Source organism: Geomicrobium sp. JCM 19055, from assembly GCF_000698185.1.
GTDB lineage: Bacteria > Bacillota > Bacilli > Bacillales > Marinococcaceae > Geomicrobium_A > Geomicrobium_A sediminis.
Window position 1 is genome coordinate 51,156 of record NZ_BAXL01000015.1, and the last position, 23,661, is coordinate 74,816.

Consider the following 23,661-nt stretch of genomic DNA (forward strand, 5'->3'; position numbering starts at 1 on the left):
CCCCTCGCTTAATAGTTGTAGTGCTGTTTAAGTACATCGTGCAATTCAGTAACCAAAGCAGGTGAAATTTCTTTTGTTGGAAGGCGTGGTGGACCGATTGGTAAACCTAATAACTCCATCGCCTTTTTATTAACAGAAGGAATGCTTGCTTTTTGCATCATGTGACGAATAGGTCCTAATTGTTCTTGTGCTTTGTTTGCTCCTTCAATGTTACCGCTTTGATATTGTTGATAGATTGAGACGACAAGTTCAGGAAAAAGGTTAGACGTAGCAGCAATTCCACCATGACCACCTATGGAGAGTGTATCGAGAATCAGTGAATCGTTTCCAGATAATAGTACGAACGTTTCATCGCACCGTGCTTTGTATTGTTTCATGGTTTCGAAATCGCCACTGCTGTCTTTAATACCGATAATGTTTGGGTGTTTTGAAAGTGCTTGAACCGTTAAAGGTTCAAGGTGATTACCAGTTAATCCAGGAATGTTGTAAAGCATAATCGGTACATTAACGGCATCAGCTATTCGTTCAAAATGTTCTTGCAATTCATCTTGTGATAATTTTACAAAGTAAGGAGTAATAACAGAAAAAGCATCGATAAAAACTTCTTCGAGTTGCTTAGAAAATGCAATCGTGGCTTCAGTGCTTATTCCGCCAGTTCCAACGATTACTGGAATTTGACCATTCACTTCGTGAACGACTGTTTTTGTAAATTCGATTTTTTCTGAAGATGATAACGTATGGAATTCCCCATTTGTTCCAAGTGCGAACAATCCGTGTACACCTGAATTAACGAGATGACGAACGAGAGAACGTGTTTGATCATGATCGATGGTTTGATTGTGGTTCATTGGTGTCATTAGTGCAGTAAGTATACCGTGAATCATAGAAACACTCCTTTCAATTAAAACGCTTACAAGTTACGTTAACGGACAGTGTTTTATTTTGCAATTAGAGATTGAAGAAGAACGGTTGTATTTAGTGATTTAACTAAAAATGATTGAGCGATTTGCATGTTTGTGTTTCATTTTGAATCATTTTAATGCAAGGAAGGACTTTAGGTATAGAGTGAGAAGATTGAAGTGAAACGAATAGTAACACTCGATAATAAAAACTAGAATTAAAGAAAAGTACTACTGATTTACAATAATTGTAAATGAAACAGCTATTTAGCCGAAAGAGAAGAGTCGATAGATTGCCTGAGTATTAGGCCGATTAGGATGTCTGTAAGTTATTAATAGGAAAAATATGTAATAGTAGATAGGAATACGATTTAGGACAAGACTCAAAAGTGTGATTAATGACGATCTGATCGATGTTAACTTATCTTACACAAAATGTTGTAAATTATAGTAACATTCTATAAAGTGTGTCGTAATCGATCGAAAGGGAGAAGATTATGATACTAAAACAGAGACGTTCGTTGTATTTATTGATTAGTGTACTTGCATTTGCTATTTTAAGTATCGTTGGAATTTCGGCTTCAATCGCACAAGCCGACAGTAATGAGAAGCCTAAAGTAACGATTGTTGCTACTGGTGGTACGATTGCCGGTGAAGCATCGTCGCGTGCGAGTTTTACGAGTTATCGTGCTGGCTCAATTCCCATGGATGAGATGCTTGAGTACATCCAACCGGAGATTAGTGAACACGTTGATGTTGATGTGATTCAGTTTGGAAACAGCGGTTCAGGCGGTTATACGTTAGAAGAATTTCATGAACTTACACTTGTCGTAGAAGATGCACTTGAAGAAGCTGACGGTGTCGTTGTTACGAGTGGAACAGACACGATGGAGGAATTTGCATACTGGCTTGATCTCACCGTACAAAGTCAGAAGCCTGTCGTTATGACCGGTGCGATGCGTCCTTGGAGTTCTGAAGGGGAAATGGTTCTTGGAGCGGATGGTCCTGCGAACTTATACAATTCAATTCTTCTGGCAGGTAGTCAATCAACGTTTTGTTTTGGAACGGTTTTAATGTTAAATGATGAAATTCACGCGGCAAAAGACGTGACGAAAGCTGATACATACCGAATGGATACGTTTGAATCACCGAACAACGGTCCACTTGGATTTATTGATGGTACGAATATTTCAACAGACCGTGCACCAGCACGTGTTCAGTCTTGTGGTGACCTCGATGAATGGATGACCCCATTTGATATGACCGAAGTGGAAGCTGACGATTTGGCAAGAACAGAGATTGTTTATACGTATCAAAATGCCGGTGGTGAAGCAATCACAGCATTTGCTGAAGCGGGTGTAGACGGAATTGTTACTGCAGGCACAGGTGCTGGTGGGATTTCTTCAGCACAACGTGCAGCACAAAACGATGCGATTGAGAACCATGATGTTGTCTTTGCAACATCAAGTCGAACAGGTGCTGGGAATGTCTATGGTGGTCGTGATCAAATTATTGCGGCAAACGATTTAATCCCTCAAAAAGCGAGAATTTTACTCACGCTCGGATTAACGTACGCACCAGATAACACTGAGCAAGTTGCAGAATGGTTCCATACGATTGGTAATCCACAGTTTAATGCATCGAATGTAGACAATGATGATGAGTATCCAACATGGCAAAACAACGCCATTTATGTTGCGGGTGATCGCGTTTGGTATGATGACGTGTTGTACGAAGCAAAATGGTGGACAGTTAATGAAATTCCAAGCGAATCGGGTGAGTGGGACGTTTGGAAAGTCGTAGAGTCAGAGGTAACTGCGAGTTAGGTGTATGTTGTGTGAAAGCAGGCTTGTTCTAGGACAGAGCCTGCTTTTTGTTTTGGATTGCTTTTCATCTGAATGAGTGCGATGCTAGCATGAATGAGAGATTGAGGTGTTACGATCATGAACGGATTATCCAACGTAAAAATCCCTAAAGAAGCTTATGATGCATTAACGGTCGTAAAAGAAGTAATCGGTGACGGTGTTATTGCGGTTACGCTTTATGGTTCAGCTGTTAGTGGTGGGTTAAAAAAAAGAATAGTGATGTTGACGTTCTTGTTGTTGTTCGTGAATTACTAACTGAAAAGACTCGTAGAATACTTACTGAGCGATTGTTGCAAATCTCAGGTGAGATTGGTAACGAAGAAGGTAAGCGATATCTTGAACTGACCGTAATTCAAAAAGTATATGATGCGCAGTGGCAGTACCCACCAAGAAGTGAATTTTTGTATGGGGAATGCTTCGCCAAGAGTTTGAAGTTGGACAACTACCTGAACCGGCGGCTAATCCTGATTTGACAATCGTGCTCGCGCAAGCAAGAGAATACGGCCTTTCGTTATTTGGTCCTGAACTTTCAACGATTCTTGATCCAATTCCTATAGAAGATCTAAAAAAAGCCATTCTCGATTCGTTGTCGTCGTTAATAGAAAACCCCAAAGGTGATGAGCGGAATGTACTATTAACACTCGCTCGCATGTGGCAAACACTAGAGGACGGTACGATCTCATCGAAAGATATCGCTGCAAAATGGGCAATTCCACGTCTTTCTAAAGAACATGGAGTGATTCTTGATTTCGCTCGACGAGCTTATCTTGATCAGGTGAACGATCATTGGGACGATAAGCAGACTGAAGTGAAGTCCCTGATTAAGCAGTTAGTAAGTATTATTGAGGGTTATCGTTAAGTTGTTGGTACGCCAAATGAGGCAAAAAAAGTTCAGGTTATCACTCCTTGATGACCGTACTTTTATCCTTAGATTCATGGAGCTAATTACTATTTTTCATAAGTTCTTATTGTGTAAAACATATACTAGAGGGTACTATAAAGGAATAATCATGACATGATGAGGGGGCGGTTGCGAATGATGCATGGATTGAAAAAAAAGCTATGAAAGAAAAGGATCAGGAAGATGAAACGCCAAAGAAAGTTTAGAAATCACTAATTTAACTAGTGAATTTACGCATTAAAAAAAATTAGAATATTTAGAATTAAAAAAATCGAAAGGTTTTGTTAACCATTCATGTTCAAATTAAGGGAGGTAAGTTCATGGTCAAGAAGGTAGGAAGCTCAGTCGTTACATTAATGCTATTCGGATTACTTATGGGATGTGCGTCAGACACTGATACAGAAGAGGTGTCTGAAGGAGCGATTGAAGAGGGTGGGGAACTTAACGTTGCTTATGGTGTACAACCACCGAGCCTTGATCCCCATTCAGTAACGGATGTATCTACTCGTGATATTTCTCAGCATATGTTTGAGCCACTCGTAACATTAAATAGTAGTCTAGAAGTAGAACCCATGTTGGCTGAGTCTTATGAAGTTAATGAAGATGAAGAAACCGTTACGTTTTATCTCCGTGAAGGGATTCAATTTCATAATGGTGATGAAATGACTGCCCGTGATGTTATTGCCTCTATGGAAAGATGGCATGATTACTCTTCGCAAGCACAAGAATATTTAGATGGAACAGAATATGAAGCAATAGACGATTATACGGTTGTTGCTCACCTTGAAGAATATACGACGATTGACATGTTTATCTTTGCAGACATGACTCAGTTTGCTGCAATTATGCCTGAAGAAGTTATTACAAATGCTGGAACAAACCTCGTTGATGAACTTATTGGGACTGGCCCATTTCAGTTGGAAGAGTGGCGACAAGATCAATTTATACACTTTAAAAAAATTCGAAGATTTTCAATCTCGAGAAGAACCAGCAGACGGTTTATCTGGAGCAAAAGAGCCTAAAGTCGATGATATCTATTTTCATCATGTAGGCGATGCATCAACTCGTGTTTCAGGTATTCAATCCGGAGAATATGATATTGCGACAGCTATTCCACAGGATAATGCTGAAATGCTAGAAAGCAATCCAGATCTGCATAATGAACTCATTTCGAGTTCATACCCAGCACTCATATTCAATAAAGCGGAAGGCATTTTCACAGAGCAAGCCGCTCGTCAGGCGGTTAATGCAGCAGTGAATACTGAAGATATGTTACTTGCCGCTTATGGAAGTGAAGAATTCTACATTAATGACCATTCGTTGGTTCAAGAAGAACAAGAAGGCTGGTACTCTGAGGCTGGTAGTGATGTACACGCTACGTTTGATTTGGATCTAGCAGAAGAGTTGTTAGAGGAATCTGGGTATGATGGAGAAGAGATCGTTATTCTCGCGTCGCGTGAAGTTCCGGATGAGTATAATATGACGATCGTTCTACAGCAACAATTAGAAGCGATCGGAATGAATGTCGACTTACAAGTGAGCGACCGTGCAACCGTGTTAGATGTGCGTGATGACTCTGAAGTATGGGATATTACGTTTTCACCGTTTGCCTTTCGCCCGATGCCAGTTCAATATCTTTATTTAAATTCAGGTTACCACGGGTGGACAGATAGTGAGGAGCTATCACAATTGACCGAGGATATTTTATATGCGGGTACGCCAGAAGATGCACAGGCATACGCCGATGAATTCCATGAAGCGTTTTGGGATTACCTTCCTGTACTAAAGCCTGGTAATAAAATTGATATTGTTTCGATGAGAGATGGGATTGAAGGATATCAGCATATTACTGGCCCAATTTTGTGGAACGTATCCGTAAACGACTAAATGTTTCGTTAAATTTTAGAGTGTGACCTTGAAGTTTCTGAAGGTCACACTTTTTATTGTTTTACATAAAAGTGTTTGTAGCAATGACTGGTGGTATTTCTATTGCTGCAGGTATTTTATTTTCAGTAAGTATAGTATGATATGAAATTAAAAGAAGAACAAAGTAATACGAAATAACACGTTCATTCTTACTGTAATAAAAAAAGAAACTAGGACAATGAATACGATCCTAGTTTCTTCTACTTTCAAACGACCGCCTATCGCTACACTCTCTCAAGCTGTCGAAAGCCAAATAATAAATTCTCTCCGCTCCATTGAACTAAATGTTCCATCCATACATGTGAACGGCTAACATTTGCTCGCCGACCATTCGGGCTGGGACTTCTTGGTCCTCTACGACGATGAACATCTTATTGTCTTTTTCAACAATCTCTAAAGATTGTCCTTCATTTGCTTTATAGTTCCCGAGCATAAATTGCTTGCTTTCGTTTGATAGTTCTACATCCTCATAAGTGACTGCAGGTGTTTCAGGGCTCTCTCCAAAGGTTACTTTCAAAGCACTTTCAAGGACAGAGGAAGCGGGTGCTCCAGCAATGTTCGTTAAACAAACCCCTGCCGTTTTCTCACCGGGTAGCACAGTAAGTTGTGCAGAGACCCCTTTAATACCCCCGGCATGCTCAAGTGTTCGTCGACCGAAGAAGTCGGTACGAATCATGATGCCGTAACCGTAGTAAAGATCAGGTTCGATTTGTACGTGTTGTGTTGTGAGTTGTTTCAAACTATCTGCATTAAGAATAGTAGCTTTGCTTTCAATTAATTGGCTTCCGAATGAAAGCATATCCTTTGCAGTTGATTTAACATACCCTGCTGACCACATTGTTGGGGCATCCCACCAAGTAGGCGATGCTTCAGTGAATGCTTCGTTATCTTTTTGTTCCATCGTGTATAACATCGCAACATTTTCATAGTCTTCGAGTTTCTTAGGAGAAAAGAACGTTCGTTTCATACCAGCTGGAGAAAAAAATCTCATCTTGCATATAGTCTTCGTAAGAGAGACCGCTTACTCGTTCAATAATGTATCCGAGAATTGAGTAACCATCGTTGGAATAACTAAAGACTTCACCAGGATCAGCGAGTAGACGATAAGATTTCGATCGCAAATACGAGAAAAACTCGTCCTCTGTATCAATACTCGGCGTATTTACGTCTAAATGATCGCTCATTGCTTTGAATTCTTCATTTGAAACGCTCTTCTTATTCGCATAAAAAAAGCGTATCGAGTGGCGGAAGTCCAGAAGTGTGCGTCATCATATGATGAATTGTCATGTCTTTTGAGCGGTCGTCTTCAGAAGCTGAGAACTCAGGTACATAAGTAGTGACTGTGTCGTGCACAGACAATTTTCCTTCTTCTTGTAGTTTCATAATCGCCATGCACGTCATCACCTTCGTGACGCTACCGATGCCAAAGATCGTATCTTCATCAATTGGCTGTTGTTCCTCTACGTTGCGGTAACCAAAGCTTTGTTGATACTCTGGATTCGAGAGTGCAACCATCGTACCAGGTGTTTTGAATGCTTCTAAGAATGGTGTGGCGTAAGATTCAAATGCCTTCATGTCCATACAATCATTCCTCCCTTTACTTGTTCATACGTTTTGAAACAGAAAAAGGTTCAAATTAAATTATAGTCTTTTTGAAATTGCATTTGTTAAGGCGTCGCACTAAGCACGATTGTTTGTTCCTTTTCGTGTTCGATATAGCGTAGCTACAACGTCCATGAGCCATTTTGGTAATTTAGAAGGAAAATAAGCTTTATGATAGTACCTGTAATAGCCTGACTTTAGGTCGTTCCACTGCTCACATGGTTTAGACTGAGAGAAACGCGCGATATCAATAATACAGACGTCACCACGTTTTGTAATGATTAGGTTGTGTAGGTGAATATCCGATGGATTAAGCCCACGGTTACGAGCGAAGAGCAGTGCATCGTCGACTTGTTTCACATGCTCAGGTAGAATAGGGACTCCTTCTTGTAAACATTGAAAAAACGTTTTCCCCTCAATGTAATCGAGAACAATGTAGGTATGACCAACTTCATAGAGCTTAGGATAACGAGGATCTCCTGCGACTTTCTTATAATTTATCTGTTCGTTTTTTTGCAACATGTTGATAAGGTGGATAATACACTTTTATTACACGTTTTTGTTCTTTAATCTTAAACACGACAGCACTTCTGCCAATCCCGCATATTGATAGATCTGGATGGTTGCTTGTCACGACATAAGATTGTTTTCGTTGTTCGAAAGTGACGCTGTTCGCATAGTGCTCATAATTTGTAGCTAAGCACCCCATTAATTTTTTTTCGTTTCGTTTCTTTTTGCTAGTTCCTTTTTTACGAAGGGAACGACGTGCTTTTGTGCCTCTTTAAATCCTTGACGGACGGCTTTTGACTTAAGTAGCTTCATTAGCTACTCATTGAACAGACTCCTTTACGAATGGCGGCAAAGGAATACAAAAAGAGACCTTTGCCCACCGTTGGATGGACAAAGGTCTCGCAAGCAACAAAATCGTTGCCAGCAGTGCCGAGGATCTCTCCCGTAATGACGACAGCTGCTTTTATGCTACTCCCCTTTGGGATCACGCGTTTCATGTTAGACTTAGTATAAGGCCGTTTTACCGGCAAGGCAATGCTTTCCATAACTTTACATGAGTCACCGCAATCACCCATGAAATCTTAATATAATCTATAAAAAGTTCGTTTAATCATAAAGGAGGAGGAAACATGAGTCATTACCCACCGGTTGATTATTACGATAAACGAATCTATCACATTGATGAACAGATCTGTGCCCTATTGCATCAGCGTAAGGCGATGACTAACAACAATCCAGGGTGCCCGCCAGTGAACGATGTACGTGATTGGGCAGAAAGGTTTAATTTAGCTCAGCGCTTTTTAGAACTGGTGTTTAAGGATGCTTGGGACGAAGAAAGGTACCGACCTCAAATTGAGCCTAAAGAGTTTAGAAAATATATACCACTAATGAAGTGGTATGAGAAAGATAATTATGTGTATTCGACGACTTATGTGGCTCAATACACAAATGCGAGTGTAATTAAGTTAATGGTAGATTGGGATACGAGTAATGAAAAGCGTGGATTTTTATCTACGAAAGTTTCTCAACTAGAAATGGACATCGGAAAGGACTATAAAGTTAGAAAAAAGGGTGGAAGTGGAACGCAAGGGCATCGACATTATGAATATGTTGTTACACCAGCATTGCCAGATGACTTGTCTCAACTAACACTAGTCATTCAAGAATATCGGGATTTTTATAAACAGAATCCTACTGACTTTGTCATTAAGTGGGCATTACCGTGATGAGTAACAGACGAAATTATCTTTGTATTATGATGAAATATAAGGTTGAGAATATTGTTTTATAGGTGTGAGACAGGTTATGGACGATGAGTATTCGTATGAAGAGTTAAAAAGAAAAGCGTTTAAACGTAATTTTATAAATGTACCTCTATCAATTATCATTGGTGTTTCGGTTGCTCAATTTTTAATCGATTTTCAATTACCAACGTTTTGGGAATTACTACCCTATGTTGTAGGCGCATATACCGGGGTGACGTTAGGTTGGGTTGTTAGGACAGAAGATCGAAATGTAGAACTAGAGCGTAAATATCTAGATAAGAGGGCAAGAAAAACGAGTAAGAGAAAAATCATCGATTTCATACTCATCTGGTCGGCAGTCGTTGTTGTTATACGTTTAATCGTCTACATCTTAGGTTGATGTTTTCGAGTAATTTATGTATTACTAAGTGATTCTCTCAAAGGCATGTGAACCATCGATTTCCGGTACCATTGTAAACAAAACACTCCAATGAGACATGCATCAATGAGATCTCCATAGTACATGATTGCGCGTGGTTCGTTTAATTCTTGGTATCATTTTACAAAAGCGATAAAGGGGGGACCTAAATGATCCATAACTTAAGCTTATATGACGTACCTTTTCAATCCATTGTGCATCTGACCAAAACAGTCGAAGTAAGATTAAATGATCAGCAAGTAAGTACAGTTCAAGTTGATGATCACATTCGATTTTATCTTGAAGACGACCTGGCAAGAACTGTTTTGTGTAAGGTGACGACTCTTAATTCGTACGAATCATTTTTCGCTTTATACGAAGACATTGCATTTGAGCAAATGGACTGTAGCGGCTGGACGATGGACGAGATGATGAATGCAACGTATAAATTGTATACACCTGAACAAGAGAAAGCTTACGGTGCGTTAGCGATCGGTGTTGAGGTTGTTGATGTAGGCAAATCAGACAGTGAGGACCATTCAAATGGAGATTAACGTTGCGAAACAAGAAGAATTAGAGACACTCACTAACATTTGGTATGAGAGTTCAATACAGGCACATGACTTTATTGTCGAGTCATATTGGAAGTCGCAAAAGCGAGCAATGAAAGAAACGTATTTGCCGCAATCAACGACGTATGTGATTAGGGATCAATCGCACATTGTCGGATTTTTATCTATGGTTGATCACGTTATTGCAGCACTCTTCGTTGACGTTACGAAACAAAAGAAAGGGTATGGAAAAGAGCTACTAAACTTCGCCAAACAACAGAACGATGTTGTGACTCTAAATGTATACAAGAAAAACACATCAGCGATTCGGTTTTACGAGAAGAACGGTTTTCTCGTGAAGAAGGAAGCGATTGACGAGCATACGAATGAGGGTGAATACGTGCTTGAATGGCGTAAAGACATTTAACGGAGAAGGGGAGAAGAGCGGCATGAGTTCGAAGGTAAATCGTGTATCGAATCTCGCTACATTATTAGCATTTCTTTATTTGGTGCTGTTTTTTTTCCACAGGTCTAGCATTTCTTGCCGAAGTTCTACCTTGGGTCGCGTTCATTTTATGTTTAGCACTATCGGTAAGTGGCTTAGTGATGTCACTATGGGCATTTAAAAAAAGGAGAAAACGCATTCAAGATATCGCAAAACTTACTAACGGCATCGATTTGTTTTGTGTTGATTTTGTTTACAGGCTTTGTATTCTTAATGTCAGAAGGCGGGTTCTCACCGTTAATTGGGAGTGTTTAAAGCGAACGTTTAGTTCGCCATTCAGTGATGAACGTATGTAGCAATGATATAACAATCGCAGTACAAGATCCGACGATCCAAATGACTACTGTAGTTGCAGAAAATTCTGGAATTGCTAATGGAATAAAGCTGATGACACAGATCACCGATGAAATGACAATCACTTTCTTAGCACCTCGTTTGTTTTTAACATACCAATCTGAATCGCACTCATAAATGTTACGGACTATCCCATAAAAGTAATTCGGTTTCACCTTCTTATAATAGAGAGGTAAGCTTACACCGATAAATAACAAGCCTAATAAAAACATAACCAAAGTAGCGATGATATTGTGCATCGTGACCTCCTTGAGATTTAGTTATCACGAAAGTCGGTGTAACAGGGCGTATGACATTTCGTTCAAGAGTTGACAAACGTATGGTCGTATTCATCACTGTTGTCATGATGAGTGTCGTCAGCTTAGCAGGTGATACACTTCTCTTTAGTGCCTCAACACTGTGGGAATGGTTGCCGTTTATCTTTCTATTTGTGGTCGCTGCACTTTGCTTTTGGATGTTGATGACGGTGAAGTATGTAATTACGGAGCAGCAATTAAACGTGCAAGCAGGACTTATTAAAAGTACGATTCCATATCAAAAGATCACTCGTATTGAGCGCTTTCGAGGGTTGGGGTATACTTCAGGTGGATACAAGCTTCATTTGGTAGGAGATGGATTTGAAATCTATTATTCTAATGGATGGTTTGGTAGTGTGCGGATCTCGCCCCAACAAGATGAACAATTTCTAAAAGAGATTCGTAGGCATTTGAGCAACGATTCAATTGATCTCTAACTCCTGAATAGATAGAAAATAAAAAATAATAAGTTATATAAATATCCTACCATAATAATCCTTCGACCACAGAACAAGAGAGGCGGAATTGAACATGGAACACAAGTTTTCAAAGCGAGTAGAAGATTATGTGAAGTATCGTCCAACCTATCCACGTGAAGCGATTGATTATTTATATGAACATCAGATTGTTTCAGATCATTCTACGGTCGCCGATATTGGAGCGGGAACTGGCATATTTTCTAAGTTGCTCGTTGAACGAGGAACGCATGTAATTGCTGTAGAGCCTGACCCTGTCATGCGTAACGCATCAATGAAAGCAATCGGAGACGATCAAGCATTCAACACGACGGCAGGAACTGCTGAAACGACCGGTTTAGAAGATCATTCCGTTGACGCAATTACATGTGCTCAGTCTTTTCATTGGTTCGATCGAGTAGCTGTAAAAGAAGAGTTTAGCCGAATACTAAAACCTGGTGGGAAGGTTGCTCTCATTTGGAATAAGCGCCAAATAACAGGAACGTCTTTTATGGAAGGGTTAGAGGAGGTATGGCACCGTTATGGTATTGATTACTCCAAAGTTAATCATAAGAACATTGCTGATGAAGACTTACAGGCCTTTTTTACTGATAACACAATGCATAAAGCACGTTTTCAGATGCAGCAAACGTTTGATTTTGAAGGGTTACGTGGGAGGGTCAAGTCATCATCGTACACACCGATGCCTGAACATGAGAACTATGAGCCGATGATGGCTGAGTTACAGCGCCTTTTTAACCGATATGAGCAAAATGGAGAAGTTCCGTTCTTATATGAAACAGAGTTGTTTTGGGGTCGTGTTGATCGTACAGAGGTATAGTTTGATTAAAAAAGAGGGGGATCATGATGCTAAAGCTGTTTGAATACAACTGGAGAATTCGGGAAGCGTGGTTTGATTGGTGCTGTGAAGTGCCTCGGGAAGAATTAATAAAAGATCGAGTTGGGGGCGTTGGCAGTATACTATATACATTGTTTCATATCGTCGAGGTGGAATATAGTTGGTTGCGTGTGATCCGAGGTGAAGAGGATCTAGTTGTGAAGTATGCGGATCATCAATCTTTGGATCAAATCCGTGCGTTATCCAATCGCTTTCATAAAGAGATCAACCAAGGGTTACATTCGCTAACCAATCGAGATCTCGTCAATGAAGTTAGTGTTCCTTGGGACAATTCTGTTCAAACCATCGATGATATTCTACATCATATGGTAGCTCACGAGATTCATCATAGCGGTCAGCTTTCCATTTGGGCTAGAGAGATCGGTCGACAACCTGTTGTGGCCCGGTTTCTTGATTAGGAGGTTCTGCTCTCAAACGTTAAATTAGAGAGCAGAATCCAATTATCCCTTTGAATTCTCGCGTTCCCAATCGTAAGTTGCTTCAATCACTTGTTGTAACGACAAGTGATGTTCATTCGCTGCTCTTTTAAGGTCTTCGTATTCATACGACCTTTTTACAATTCCGTCCGCTGTGCTTGCGTGTTTTACGTTAATCGCACCGAGTGGAGTGTCGAGCGTTTCCATCGAACGCTTCATCGGGTTACGAGTTGCCGTAGTTTGTCTGACGCCGAGCGTACTCGTTTCTTTAAGTAACGTATGCTCGACAACTTGCGCTTGCTCGGGTTTTGAAATGACGGTAATTAAAACGCCAGGACGATTTTTCTTCATGTACACGGGTGTGTAGTAAGCATCAAAAATCTCATGTTCAAACAACTTTTCTAACGCAAAGCCGAGCGCTTCGCCAGTCATATCATCAACTTGACATTGTGAGATGACGAGGCGCTCACGGTGCTTTGGGACATCATTCATGACGAACACGCGCATGACATTTGGATGCTTTGGAAAGTCTTTTTTTGCCTGCACCATATCCGATTGCTGAAATGATCCCTTCAGGTACTTGACCAAACGATGATGCCAGTGCCTTTAAGATTCCTGCACCGGTTGGTGTTGTAAGTTCGCCTTTTGCTTCAAGTGGTGCAAGTGGGATGCCTTTTAACAATTCGGTTGTCGCTGGGGCGGGAATTGGGTACAATCCGTGTGCCATATGCAACTTCCCTGATCCTGTTGGAACAGGTGACGAGATAATCTGATCAATGTTCAGATCTTCAAGAGCAATGCAGATCCCGATAATATCAATAATCGAATCCATCGCTCCAACTTCGTGAAAGTGAACGTCATCAGGTTCATGCCATGAATGGTTCCTTCAGCGTGAGCAATTGCAGTAAAGACAGCAATACTTCTTTCTTTCACTCGTGCTGAAAGCTCGCTCTGTTCAATTAAATGGAAAATATCTTTCGCCGTTCGATGAACGTGATCATGTCCGTGTTCATGCGAATGATTGTGATCGTGAGCATGCCCATGATCGTGAATATCTAATTGTAAGTACTTTGAAGCAATTCCCATTTTGACAACATTGTCAAAGGACATATGAAAATGATCAATAGGTAATGTGTTAAGTTGGGAAATGATCGTCTCTTCATTAGCGCCAGCGTCAACGAGGGCAGAGAGCATCATGTCACCGGCGATGCCAGAAACGCAATCAATATATAACGTGTTCATCTGTAACTACCTTTCTTCGCTTAAATCAGCGGCAAGCTTTAAGATTTGTGCGGCCTGATACATCGCTCCAAAACCGTTGTTGATGTTCACAACACTCATCCCAGAAGCACAGCTGCTTACCATTGCAAGTAGCGGTGTAATCCCTTCAAGATTCGCTCCATAACCAACTGAAGTAGGAACAGCTAGTACTGGTCGCTTGACGAGCCCAGCCACAACAGAACTTAAGGCGCCTTCCATGCCGGCAATGACGATGACGACACTTGCTTTTTGCAACGTTTCTTTTTGAGATAATAAGCGGTCGATGCCTGCAACCCCAACATCGGTCATCGTCTCAACGCGACACCCTAGCCATTGGCCTGTTTCGACGGCTTCTTCTCGAACAGGGACGTCAGAAGTACCTGCGCTAACGACGAGTACATGCCCAAGTTCAATTGGATCGCACTGCCCGTAGACGAGCGTTCGAGCTTCTTTGTTGTACCGACCTTCTGGGTAATGATGCAAAACTTCTGTGGCTTTTGTTTCATCAATACGAGTGATCAACGCTTTGTGATGTCGTGGAAGAAGCTCGTGAATAATGTTGATGATTTGTGCGGAGGTTTTGCCTTCTCCGTAAATGATCTCGGGAAAACCAGTGCGGCTTTCCCGGTCAAAGTCAACGTGATGTTCATTGCTCATGATGGGACTCCTTTAATCATTGCGTTCATACTTCCGCTTTTGTAACCTTTAAGATCTAACGTAATGTAGAGAAAACCTATGTCTTGGAGTTTCTCGTGGATCGCTTTGTGATTTTCTAAAATGATCGCCATATCATTAGGATCAACTTCAATACGTGCGATGTTGTCGTGGGAGCGAACTCGAATTTGTTGAACGCCTAAGTGTTGAATGAAGTGTTCAGCTGCATCTACTTTCTCTAACTTTTCAATCGTAATTTTCTCCTCGAAAGCAATGCGAGAAGCAAGACACGCATACGATGGCTTGTTCCAAGCAGAGATTCCCATCTCTCGTGCAAAGCTTCGAATTTCTTCTTTGAATAGATTTGCTTCTTGCAAAGGTCCTCGAACACCGTGCTCACGTGCCGCGATCACACCAGGGCGATGTTCACCCATATCATCAGCAATTAAGCCGAAGACAATGTTCTCAAAGCCTTGATCTTCGAGAATTGGTTTTAAATTATGAAATAAGTTGTCGCGACAAAGGTAACAACGGTTCGATAAATTGTCCTCAAAGCCTTCGACAGCAAGTTCGGACGTTTCGATAATTTGATGGGTAGCACCGAGTTCGCCTGCAATACGTATTGCATCTTGGAGTTCTCGCTCTGGAAGTGTTTCAGAGTTTGCGGTGACTGCCAGTACGTGGTTTGGACCGAGTGTTTTAAGGGCAACAGCAAGTAAGAGCGAACTATCAACTCCTCCTGAAAAAGCGACAACTACGGTGCCCATCTCTTGCAAAATCTCCTCTAAGTGCAAGAGTTTTTCGTCACTGTGCATCGTATCTCTCCTTTAATCTTCTTCTACATATGGGATCGTAAGTGGTCCTAAAGGGAGCACGGCTACGCTTAGTTCACGATCAGTAGCTTTGTTAAGTTTGTCTAACGTATCTGTAATAGAGTGGCTTGGTGTTAGCATGGCCGTGTTCACTTGTTCATCACTTAACTTGGAATAAACATGAACGTCTGCCCAGACTTGAATGACGGCTTGCTTTTGGACTTGCCACTGATCAAACATTTTAAATTCAGGATCTTCGATCATTTGAAGGAGTTCTGCAGGTGTACTTGCCATTTTCAAAATATCGGCATAGTTGCCGTGACCTGGTAGCCCATCGGAACATTCAGAAGCGACGATAATCGTACCGCCTTCTTTCACAATCTTATGAGCAGCACTCATCTTTGACGGCTTGATATAAATTCTGATCAAGTGGGTAGCCAGAGTTTGAGGTGATCACAACATCAAAGCGATCGTCACATTTGACCATGGCATGTTCTTTGGCGTAGGCACATCCAGCATCATGGGCTTCATACAATTCGCCTGAGAATACGGCTGTAATGTCTTTATCACCGTTCAGTGTGACATTGAGCATAAATTCTGGTTTACACATAGCATTAATTTCTCGTGTCATGTCTTGAACAGGGTTATCAACCATGTTACCCCACGTTGATTTCGAGTTTCCGATCATGCGGGCGTTGTGGAACGTCATAATTGTTTCAATGCCGGCGATGCCTGGCATAATTCCTTTCGGTCCTCCAGAGAACCCTGCAAAGAAGTGAGGTTCAATAAAACCTGTTACAATTCGAAAATCTGCTTCAACATAATCTTTGTTTAAGTAGACGTCACAGCCGTATTTGCTTTCACCGACTTTAACGAGTTCGTCGTTGTTGTGGCATTGGTTATTGACGATTTTAATGTTATCAACGATCCATTCTCCAAGCATACCTACAAATTCTTCGCGCGTTTGATCACGGTGTGTACCCGTTCCATTAATAATAACAAATTGTTCGTGAGGAACGTGATCAAGCATTTCCAAGATTGCCGGAACAAGAATATGATTCGGTGTTGGGCGTGTAATGTCACTGATCACAATTGCTACCGTATCGTCTTTGTTGACCATCTCTTTGAGTGATTTTGTTCCAATAGGAGAAGCCATGCTTTTCAGCACAGCTCCCATTTGATTGTCAATGGCTGGTATATGTTTCGGTTCAATAATTTGGGCGTGGGTAGGTACATCAATCGTTAGATTTTCTTTTCCGTAGAGTAAGGTTTGTTTCATTAGGATGCCTCCTTGTTGTTATTGTCTGCGTCTAGTTCGTCCATTTCATCATCTTCAAGTCGGCCATCAATTCCTTGCTTTCGTTGCCAGCGGTCAACGATGATAACGGCAACTGGACAGAGCAGGGCGGTTACGATAACGGCAAGTGAAATTTGCGCCGTTGCGAGCGGTACTAAGTCTTGATAGGCCTGCACTTGTGAAGCACTCATTGCAGCACCAGAAGAACTAGCAGCCGCTGCAATTGCCATTGGTGTTGCTGTGGCGTTCCCTGCGGTCGATGCTTCTGCCATGGGGCAATATAACTTCGTTCTTTGAACAATTTGAATACGAGCATACCTGCGAAACCAGTCACTACAGTTGTAAGTACCCCTAGTAAAATACCTGCTCCAACAACTTCTGGGTTAAAGAATAAAGCTAAGTTCATGCCTGCACCGAGTGCGAAGGCGAAGAATGGTACTGGTAAAATCTCACCTGGTTTTAGAAATTCTCGGATGTCTTCATCCAAGTTACCTAATATCATACCAATAAGAATCGGTAAAAGCACGGCTACAAATGCAATAAATGGAAAGCTAGTACCGATCACACCTAGTGCAACCATCGTTAAGAACGGTCCGTCATTTAATGAAAGGACGGCTACACCACCAACATCTGAACGGCGTCCATATTGAGACGTTAGTGCAGCGTACATTCCACCATTACCATTTGTCATGGCTGCAACAATGGTCATAAGTGATAATCCTAGTAATCCATCCATTACGCCGAAAATCGAAGCGAATGCAAAACCTACAGCTACCCCAGAGCCGTATTTCGCGACGAGGAGTAATGTACCGATTTTTAACGCTTTTCCGCCAATTTTCAAGTTCATTTGACTACCGCAACAAAAGAGAAACAAAGCAATTAAAACCATAGCCCCGTCTTTAAAGAGCCATTCAGAAAAACCACCAAGTCTCAAAAACTCATAGTTCCCGTTTTCTTGTTGTTCTGCTCCGAGCATTTGGAGGAAATCAACAATCCACGGAATTTGCAATTGGTCAACGGTGTTTAGCGTTGCTCCGAGAAGGAGTGGAATAACCATTAAGCCCCCTGGTACTTTTTCAATCGTCTTCTTGATTTGCATGTTTGCAACCCCCATCTTTGTTTTTTTGAGAGCGTTTTCAGTCATTATACAAGAGGGTGTCCATAAATAAATCAGTACGAATGCACAAAATACTCACAAAATTAGTAACAAAATTGTATAATAGGAACAAAAGAGGAGGGGAAGGACATGCTTACTGTCGATATTGCCAATTCCATCATTAAAGAAACAGCATCCAAATTGCATTATCATATGAACATTATGGATGTGAACGGTGTCATCATTGCGAGTACTGATGACCGCCGTCTGTATACCGTTCATGAAGGTGCACAATCTGTGCTGGAAACAGGCATTCCTCTCATCGTAACGAGCGAAGATGTAGTGCATTACCAGGATGTACGACCGGGCATCAATATGCCGGTTTACTTTCAAGATGAGTTAGTAGGGGTAGTTGGGATCACTGGAGAACCAGAACAAATTAAAGAACTATCAGAAATGGCTAAGTTAACGACTGAGCTGTTAATTAAGCAGAACTTCTTGATTTCGCATAAAGGGTGGTTGCAAAATTCAAAGCAAACGATTCTAGAAGAAATTCTACTTTATAAAGGCTCATTAGCAGATATTACGAGCAAATTAGAAATTCTAGGATACGAGCTTCAATCCCCTTATTTACTAATCATTGTTGAACCGAATGTTGCAGGCCTAAATAGAAAAGACTTTCTTACTCATGTTGAGCAGTTCATCGATACGACAAAAAGCTTTGTAACGTGCACAGAAATTAATCGATTTGCAGTGTTAACGTCATCAATCTCATCTAGAAAGCTCGTAACGAGCGCGAAAAAAATTGTACACAGATTTACAACGGCACTACCCTGAATTGCGAATGATGTATAGTCCAGCTTTTCATCGGTTGGATGAGACGAAAGGTCTCTTTGATGACTGTTGTATCGCGTTTGCCAATCAAAGGAACGTACCGGGCATGCTTGCTTATGAAGATTATGAAATGGACGTCTTATTGGCAGACGTCACCGAAGAACGGGCTCACCATTTTACGTTTCGCCTATTTGCATCGTTGAAAGAAAAAGAAGTTGCGACGCTTGAAGCGTTTTTTGCTGAGAATGGTAGTAGCGAACAGACGGCAAAACGGTTGAAAATTCACCGCAACACGCTCAAATACCGACTCGAAAGCATTCAAGAGAAAACGAAGTTGAATCCTAGAAATGTTCGTGAAGCCTTTGAGCTTCAGCTCGCTCTGAAATTGTTGCGGTTGGATACAGGAGCTTAGCGTTAATTTCTTTTGAAACAAAATTCGTGGAGTAACGTCTACGTTTGAAATGAATGGTGGAGGGGTGAAACGATTCGATACGTTGTGACATGCGCGATCGTTCTAATCATGTTGACTGCTTGTAATGGAAGTGAAGATGTTGGAGAAGTACGAGAGGACATTAGCTTGCTAGAGAAAGACCTTGAAACGATTAGTATTACTGAGATGAAAACGTTCAATGAGAGCGTACCAGACTCAACAGTTGTGATCGATGATCAAGAAGATGTTGAAACGATGCAATCAATTATTGGTGAGGGACAGAATTCTCGGCAACCATCAATTAGCGATGTGATTGACCCTGATTATGAGATTGAATTTGGTAAGTTGAACTATTATGTCTGGTTAAGTGAGAGTGGTGGATCGTTTCAAGATCAACGAGACAACGATCATATCTATCCGCTTTATAAAGTGGAATCACAAGAGATGTTAGAGGTTGTGGAGGAAGCGTTAAACGAATAACCGCCGAACGAGAATACGTGCTCGCTCGGCGGTTTCTTTCGGTTATTGATGAAAGTTCGTTCCGTCACTCGTCTCTTTAATATACCCGGCACGAATGACGTAATCACCGAAATGTTCCTCAGTTTCTCGGTTTTTGCCATAGTCGATGAGAAGGGGACGAAGAATGGAGAGAATCTCTTCTTCGCCAATATTCTCTTTATACATCTTGCTTAATCGTTCTCCTTTGAAGCCTCCGCCAAGGTATAAGTTGTATTTGCCCGGTGCTTTACCAATAAATCCAATTTCAGCTAGAGCTGCTCGAGAGCAACCGTTTGGACACCCGGACATCCGGATGACAATCTCTTTATTCCTGAGCCCTGCTTCATTAACTGTCTCTTCGAGTTTGTCGACGAGACTAGGGAGGTAGCGTTCTGATTCTGCCATTGCGAGTCCACAAGTAGGGAAGGAGACGCAAGCCATGGAGCTTTTCCTTAAAGCGGATAGCTGATCTTCGGCGACAATATTGTAATTTTCGAAGATGTTACGAATCGCTTTTTTTCTTTGGAGCGGTTATGTTACTGATGACTAGATTTTGGTTTGCAGATAATCGGAATTCCCCGGTGTGAATGTGAGCAATTTCTCTTAAAGCAGTCATTAAACGGTAATCGTCATCATCTTTAATACGACCATTTTGAATGAACAGCGTGTAGTTCCAGCGGTTGTTCGCGCCTTTAACCCAGCCGTAACGATCGCCGTTATGAGTGAAATCAAACGGTTTGGATTCAGCGAGTTCATACCCGAGACGTTCGTGCAATTCGGTTTTTAACCAATCGAGTCCCCGAGCATCAATCGTATATTTGAACCGTGCGTATTTTCGTTCGTTGCGGTTGCCGTAATCTCGTTGAATCGTGATCAGTTTCTCAGAGACGTCAGTGACTTGCTCAGGAGTACAAAAACCAATCATTCGAGACAGTTGGGGGTACGTGTTCTCATCTCCGTGAGTCATCCCCATTCCTCCACCAACGCTTACGTTAAATCCAGTCAGCTTGTCGTTTTCAATAATGGCGATTAGACCAATATCTTGCGAGAATACATCCACATCGTTCGAAGGAGGAATCGCGATCCCCATTTTAAATTTACGAGGTAAGTACAGTTTTCCATACATCGGTTCTTGCTCGTCTTCTTTACTGCTCGTTATTTTTTCTTCTCCAAGCCAGATCTCATGGTAAGCTCTCGTTCTTGGAGAGAGGTATTCACTCAGTTTGCTCGCCCATTCATAGACTTCTTGATGAACCGAAGAGAGGTCTGGATTTGGGTTCAACATCACATTGCGGTTGACATCACCGCAGGCAGCTAACGTGTCCATTAACGATTTATTAATAGCATGAACGGTTTCTTTCATGTTCCACTTGATGATGCCGTGAATTTGAAACGCTTGACGCGTCGTTAGTTTTAGCGTCCCATTTCCGTATTGAGTGGCTAACTCATCCATGGCGAGCCATTGTTTAGGTGTGGCAACCCCACCAGGGGCGCGAACGCGCACCATAAATTGGTGAGCTGGTTCAAGCTTTTGTTTGCGACGTTCGTTTCTGAGGTCTCGGTCGTCTTGTAAGTAACTGCCGTGAAACTTCATTAGGCGGTTGTCTTCGTCGGGAATGCCAGCGGTAATCGAATTGGCGAGCGTCTCTTCAAGAGTGCCTCGTAAATAATTACTCTTTTCCTTAATTTCTTCAACATCACTAGGAGGGCCATTTTGAATGTGTACGTTTTTCTCGTTCGCCATTGTTTTTCACCTCAATTAATAGACATCTCGTTGATATCGTTGTTCTTGTTGCAGTTCTTTTAAGAAGGTTTCGGCTTCGTCTGTCGTGTAATTGCCTTCTGCAGCGACAATCTCAGCCAACGTATCGTGGACGTCTTGTGCCATTTGTTTTTCATCTCCGCAAACATAAATTGTTGCGCCCGCATCAATCCATTCATACAATTCCTTCGACTGTTCTTTCATACGGTGTTGAACATACACTTTTTTTATCAGTATCTCGTGAGAATGCGACATCCATTTTCGTAAGCGTCCCGTTTGATAGCCAGCGTTGCCAATCCACTTGATAAAGAAAATCCGTCATAAAGTGTTGATCACCAAAGAACAACCACGATTTCCCTGAAGCATCAAGTTCTTCGCGTTCTTCAAGAAAGCTTCGGTATGGTGCCACGCCAGTCCCAGGTCCAACCATGATAATCGGGGTTTCAGGGTCTTTAGGGAGACGGAAATTATCATTCTTTTGTAAGAAGATTGGAAGAACACCGCCTACTTCCGTACGCTCTGCGCATTGAACAGAACAAACGCCACTTCGCGCTCGCTCATTAAGATCATAACGAACGGCAGAGACCGTTAAATGAACTTCATCTTCATTCGCCAAATGACTACTTGCAATTGAATAAAGGCGAGGCGGAATTTTTCTTAGTGTGGCGACGAATGCTTCTGCAGACGTTTGAATGGGACCATAATCTTTGATGTAATCAATAAGATCACGACCTTCTAGGTAGTCGCGCAATTGATCTTGATTCCCTTCTTGGATTAATTCCTCTACGCCCTCTTCATTCATCCACTGTTTCGTTTTTGTAAGAAGTGGCTTCGTTAACACAGTAATTTCATAGTGTTTAAGTAATGCTTCTTTGAGCGGGACAGTATCGTTATTTTTATTGATGGACACGTCAAGATTACCGTCCCAATTCGTAAGCTCCAGTAATTGCTGAACGATTAACTCATCATTTTCTGGGAAAATACCGATGCTATCGCCTGGTAGGAATGTAAAACCAGAGCCTTCGAGGGACAACTCAATGTGTCGTGTTTCTTTGTTCGATCTCGTCCATTTAGATTAATATTCTCAAGCACTTCAGCATGGTATGGGTTGCTTCTAGAATATGGACTCGGTGAGTCTCCGATTATTGACGTCGGTGAAGCCAAAGAAGCTGTAGCTGATTGTTGGTTCTCAGCCATTTTTGTGACGACTTCATCGATCCATTCATTTGCCACTTCTTCAAAATCGACATCACAGTCTGCTCGTGGTACGACGCGTTCTCCGCCGAGTTTTTCGAATAAGTCATCCAATTCTTTTCCTGTTTGACAAAAGACTCATACGACTCGTCGCCAAGTGATAGAACGGAGAATTGCACGCCGTCTAGCTTCGGCATTTTGCGGCTAAATGCATGTTCATAAAATCCAATCGCATTGTCTGGAGGTTCACCTTCGCCGTGGGTACTAATGATGACGAAAAGTCGCTCCACAGACTTAAGTTCTTTCGTTTTGTAATCTCTCATTGAATGTAGATCTGCATTAATTCCGGCTTGTTTGAATTGGAGTGCAAGTGTTTCAGCAACACTTTGTGAATTCCCCGTTTGTGATCCATAGAGAACGGTCGCATTGATTGGGTTTTGATCGTTGACCACAGCTTCGGTTGAAGGAGTGGGGAGTGCTTCGCTCGGGAAAGATTGTCCGCTTATGTAACCACTCAACCAAATTTTCTGTTCTGCTGACAATGTTGGTAACAATTGATTTAACAGTTGTACTTGTTCATCTGTAAAAGGACTAGAAGTTGTCTTAAGATGCAATGAAGTTCCCCCTTAATCGAGATCGAATTCCGGAAGATGAAATGGAATGTTCTTACAATTAGAAATTTAGCACAATATTATGCTAACTAAACAAAGTTGTCAAGTTGGTTTTATACAATATTAAGAGAGTGAAGACGACTTCGCAGGCATACAAATGAGTAAGGGAGTAGATTCAGATGTAATCATAGTAGGGATTTTCATAGTTATAAGCCTTTTTATGAGAAGAATTAAGAAATTCTTTTCGTTTGAATTTACATTTTATTTTGACAAAGATTGCTTAGGAATGTAGAATCACTGTAAAACATATCCATTTACTAAGAATATTGTGAGGAAGTGGAAGTTCATGAGT

General features: G+C 41.5%; 23 protein-coding genes and 6 pseudogenes. 14 read left to right on the top strand and 15 right to left on the bottom strand.

Annotation, left to right across the window (positions count from 1 at the left end; translation table 11 throughout):
* Nucleotides 1–8 precede the first annotated feature (8 nt).
* Complete coding sequence (gene dapA / locus JCM19055_RS13785) at nucleotides 9–884, bottom strand: 4-hydroxy-tetrahydrodipicolinate synthase (RefSeq protein ID WP_042360137.1); 876 nt, start codon at nucleotides 882–884, stop codon at nucleotides 9–11.
* A 512-nt stretch (nucleotides 885–1,396) separates the two neighbouring features.
* Between dapA and JCM19055_RS13790 the strand changes: the two genes are divergently transcribed.
* The 4 genes and pseudogenes from JCM19055_RS13790 to JCM19055_RS24120 all read left to right on the top strand — a co-directional run bounded on the left by JCM19055_RS13790 (nucleotide 1,397) and on the right by JCM19055_RS24120 (nucleotide 5,552).
* A complete protein-coding gene (locus JCM19055_RS13790) occupies nucleotides 1,397–2,725 on the top strand; it encodes an asparaginase domain-containing protein (RefSeq protein ID WP_193745436.1) in 1,329 nt (442 codons plus the stop codon).
* Nucleotides 2,726–2,842: 117 nt separating this feature from the next.
* A pseudogene (locus JCM19055_RS13795) lies at nucleotides 2,843–3,623 on the top strand (aminoglycoside adenylyltransferase family protein).
* A gap of 362 nt (nucleotides 3,624–3,985) precedes the next feature.
* Nucleotides 3,986–4,687: an ABC transporter substrate-binding protein gene (locus tag JCM19055_RS29835; RefSeq protein ID WP_052366351.1), complete on the top strand. Its 702-nt coding sequence runs from the start codon at nucleotides 3,986–3,988 to the stop codon at nucleotides 4,685–4,687.
* Complete coding sequence (locus JCM19055_RS24120) at nucleotides 4,602–5,552, top strand: ABC transporter substrate-binding protein (RefSeq protein ID WP_265182199.1); 951 nt, start codon at nucleotides 4,602–4,604, stop codon at nucleotides 5,550–5,552. The genes JCM19055_RS29835 and JCM19055_RS24120 overlap by 86 nt, the downstream gene beginning before the upstream one ends.
* A gap of 319 nt (nucleotides 5,553–5,871) precedes the next feature.
* Here the strand turns inward: JCM19055_RS24120 and JCM19055_RS24125 are convergent, their stop codons facing one another.
* From JCM19055_RS24125 to JCM19055_RS13815, 5 genes are all read right to left on the bottom strand, one after another.
* Nucleotides 5,872–6,558 (bottom strand): serine hydrolase, encoded by a 687-nt coding sequence (locus JCM19055_RS24125; RefSeq protein ID WP_052366353.1) that lies wholly within the window; start codon nucleotides 6,556–6,558, stop codon nucleotides 5,872–5,874.
* On the bottom strand, nucleotides 6,533–6,775 hold the full coding sequence (locus JCM19055_RS24130) for a serine hydrolase (RefSeq protein ID WP_052366354.1): 243 nt from the start codon (nucleotides 6,773–6,775) through the stop codon (nucleotides 6,533–6,535). The genes JCM19055_RS24125 and JCM19055_RS24130 overlap by 26 nt, the downstream gene beginning before the upstream one ends.
* Before the next feature lie 31 nt (nucleotides 6,776–6,806).
* The gene (locus JCM19055_RS24135) at nucleotides 6,807–7,172 is read right to left on the bottom strand and encodes a serine hydrolase (protein WP_052366355.1); all 366 of its coding nucleotides are present in this window, start codon (nucleotides 7,170–7,172) and stop codon (nucleotides 6,807–6,809) included.
* 99 nt (nucleotides 7,173–7,271) lie between these two features.
* Nucleotides 7,272–7,715: a hypothetical protein gene (locus tag JCM19055_RS13810; RefSeq protein WP_265182172.1), complete on the bottom strand. Its 444-nt coding sequence runs from the start codon at nucleotides 7,713–7,715 to the stop codon at nucleotides 7,272–7,274.
* Between the two features lie 299 nt (nucleotides 7,716–8,014).
* Entirely contained in the window at nucleotides 8,015–8,248 is a 234-nt protein-coding gene (locus JCM19055_RS13815) for a hypothetical protein (protein ID WP_042360138.1), read from the bottom strand.
* A gap of 84 nt (nucleotides 8,249–8,332) precedes the next feature.
* On the opposite strand from JCM19055_RS13815, the gene JCM19055_RS13820 reads away from it, so the two are divergent.
* From JCM19055_RS13820 to JCM19055_RS13835, 4 genes are all read left to right on the top strand, one after another.
* Nucleotides 8,333–8,929, top strand: coding sequence for a hypothetical protein (locus JCM19055_RS13820; protein ID WP_042360139.1), 597 nt, complete (start codon nucleotides 8,333–8,335; stop codon nucleotides 8,927–8,929).
* A gap of 79 nt (nucleotides 8,930–9,008) precedes the next feature.
* Entirely contained in the window at nucleotides 9,009–9,347 is a 339-nt protein-coding gene (locus JCM19055_RS13825) for a hypothetical protein (protein WP_042360140.1), read from the top strand.
* A 188-nt stretch (nucleotides 9,348–9,535) separates the two neighbouring features.
* Complete coding sequence (locus JCM19055_RS13830) at nucleotides 9,536–9,919, top strand: ASCH domain-containing protein (protein WP_042360141.1); 384 nt, start codon at nucleotides 9,536–9,538, stop codon at nucleotides 9,917–9,919.
* A complete protein-coding gene (locus JCM19055_RS13835; RefSeq protein WP_265182173.1) occupies nucleotides 9,894–10,343 on the top strand; it encodes an N-acetyltransferase in 450 nt (149 codons plus the stop codon). The genes JCM19055_RS13830 and JCM19055_RS13835 overlap by 26 nt, the downstream gene beginning before the upstream one ends.
* Nucleotides 10,344–10,672: 329 nt before the next feature.
* Here the strand turns inward: JCM19055_RS13835 and JCM19055_RS13840 are convergent, their stop codons facing one another.
* Nucleotides 10,673–11,014, bottom strand: coding sequence for a hypothetical protein (locus JCM19055_RS13840; protein ID WP_042360143.1), 342 nt, complete (start codon nucleotides 11,012–11,014; stop codon nucleotides 10,673–10,675).
* 50 nt (nucleotides 11,015–11,064) lie between these two features.
* Between JCM19055_RS13840 and JCM19055_RS13845 the strand changes: the two genes are divergently transcribed.
* The 3 genes from JCM19055_RS13845 to JCM19055_RS13855 all read left to right on the top strand — a co-directional run bounded on the left by JCM19055_RS13845 (nucleotide 11,065) and on the right by JCM19055_RS13855 (nucleotide 12,843).
* Entirely contained in the window at nucleotides 11,065–11,508 is a 444-nt protein-coding gene (locus tag JCM19055_RS13845; RefSeq protein ID WP_042360144.1) for a PH domain-containing protein, read from the top strand.
* Nucleotides 11,509–11,602: 94 nt separating this feature from the next.
* Entirely contained in the window at nucleotides 11,603–12,367 is a 765-nt protein-coding gene (locus JCM19055_RS13850) for a class I SAM-dependent methyltransferase (protein WP_370543154.1), read from the top strand.
* Between the two features lie 26 nt (nucleotides 12,368–12,393).
* Nucleotides 12,394–12,843, top strand: coding sequence for a DinB family protein (locus JCM19055_RS13855; RefSeq protein WP_042360146.1), 450 nt, complete (start codon nucleotides 12,394–12,396; stop codon nucleotides 12,841–12,843).
* Nucleotides 12,844–12,885: 42 nt separating this feature from the next.
* Here JCM19055_RS13855 and larC read toward each other — a convergent pair whose 3' ends face one another.
* The 6 genes and pseudogenes from larC to JCM19055_RS13885 all read right to left on the bottom strand — a co-directional run bounded on the left by larC (nucleotide 12,886) and on the right by JCM19055_RS13885 (nucleotide 17,983).
* A complete protein-coding gene (gene larC / locus JCM19055_RS29840; protein WP_042360147.1) occupies nucleotides 12,886–13,368 on the bottom strand; it encodes a nickel insertion protein in 483 nt (160 codons plus the stop codon).
* Nucleotides 13,346–14,103, bottom strand: a pseudogene (locus tag JCM19055_RS31935) (LarC family nickel insertion protein). Before JCM19055_RS31935 ends, larC begins: the two are co-directional and overlap by 23 nt.
* A 6-nt stretch (nucleotides 14,104–14,109) precedes the next feature.
* Entirely contained in the window at nucleotides 14,110–14,778 is a 669-nt protein-coding gene (larB, locus tag JCM19055_RS13870; protein ID WP_042360148.1) for a nickel pincer cofactor biosynthesis protein LarB, read from the bottom strand.
* Nucleotides 14,775–15,590 (bottom strand): ATP-dependent sacrificial sulfur transferase LarE, encoded by an 816-nt coding sequence (gene larE / locus JCM19055_RS13875; RefSeq protein WP_042360149.1) that lies wholly within the window; start codon nucleotides 15,588–15,590, stop codon nucleotides 14,775–14,777. The genes larB and larE overlap by 4 nt, the downstream gene beginning before the upstream one ends.
* A gap of 12 nt (nucleotides 15,591–15,602) precedes the next feature.
* Nucleotides 15,603–16,866, bottom strand: a pseudogene (larA, locus tag JCM19055_RS13880) (nickel-dependent lactate racemase).
* Nucleotides 16,866–17,983: pseudogene (locus JCM19055_RS13885) on the bottom strand (2-keto-3-deoxygluconate permease). Before JCM19055_RS13885 ends, larA begins: the two co-directional pseudogenes overlap by 1 nt.
* A 147-nt stretch (nucleotides 17,984–18,130) precedes the next feature.
* Between JCM19055_RS13885 and JCM19055_RS13890 the strand changes: the two are divergent.
* The 3 genes from JCM19055_RS13890 (at nucleotide 18,131) to JCM19055_RS13900 (ending at nucleotide 19,724) form a co-directional block, all read left to right on the top strand.
* Nucleotides 18,131–18,817, top strand: a complete 687-nt coding sequence (locus JCM19055_RS13890) for a sugar diacid recognition domain-containing protein (RefSeq protein WP_042360150.1) — start codon at nucleotides 18,131–18,133, stop codon at nucleotides 18,815–18,817.
* Nucleotides 18,818–18,851: 34 nt separating this feature from the next.
* On the top strand, nucleotides 18,852–19,226 hold the full coding sequence (locus JCM19055_RS13895; protein ID WP_265182176.1) for a CdaR family transcriptional regulator: 375 nt from the start codon (nucleotides 18,852–18,854) through the stop codon (nucleotides 19,224–19,226).
* Nucleotides 19,227–19,334: 108 nt separating this feature from the next.
* Nucleotides 19,335–19,724: a hypothetical protein gene (locus JCM19055_RS13900; protein ID WP_152549898.1), complete on the top strand. Its 390-nt coding sequence runs from the start codon at nucleotides 19,335–19,337 to the stop codon at nucleotides 19,722–19,724.
* A gap of 42 nt (nucleotides 19,725–19,766) precedes the next feature.
* On the opposite strand, the pseudogene cysI reads toward JCM19055_RS13900, so the two are convergent.
* Nucleotides 19,767–21,486 (bottom strand): annotated as a pseudogene (cysI, locus tag JCM19055_RS13905) (assimilatory sulfite reductase (NADPH) hemoprotein subunit).
* 15 nt (nucleotides 21,487–21,501) lie between these two features.
* A pseudogene (locus JCM19055_RS13910) lies at nucleotides 21,502–23,312 on the bottom strand (assimilatory sulfite reductase (NADPH) flavoprotein subunit).
* Nucleotides 23,313–23,661 lie beyond the last annotated feature (349 nt).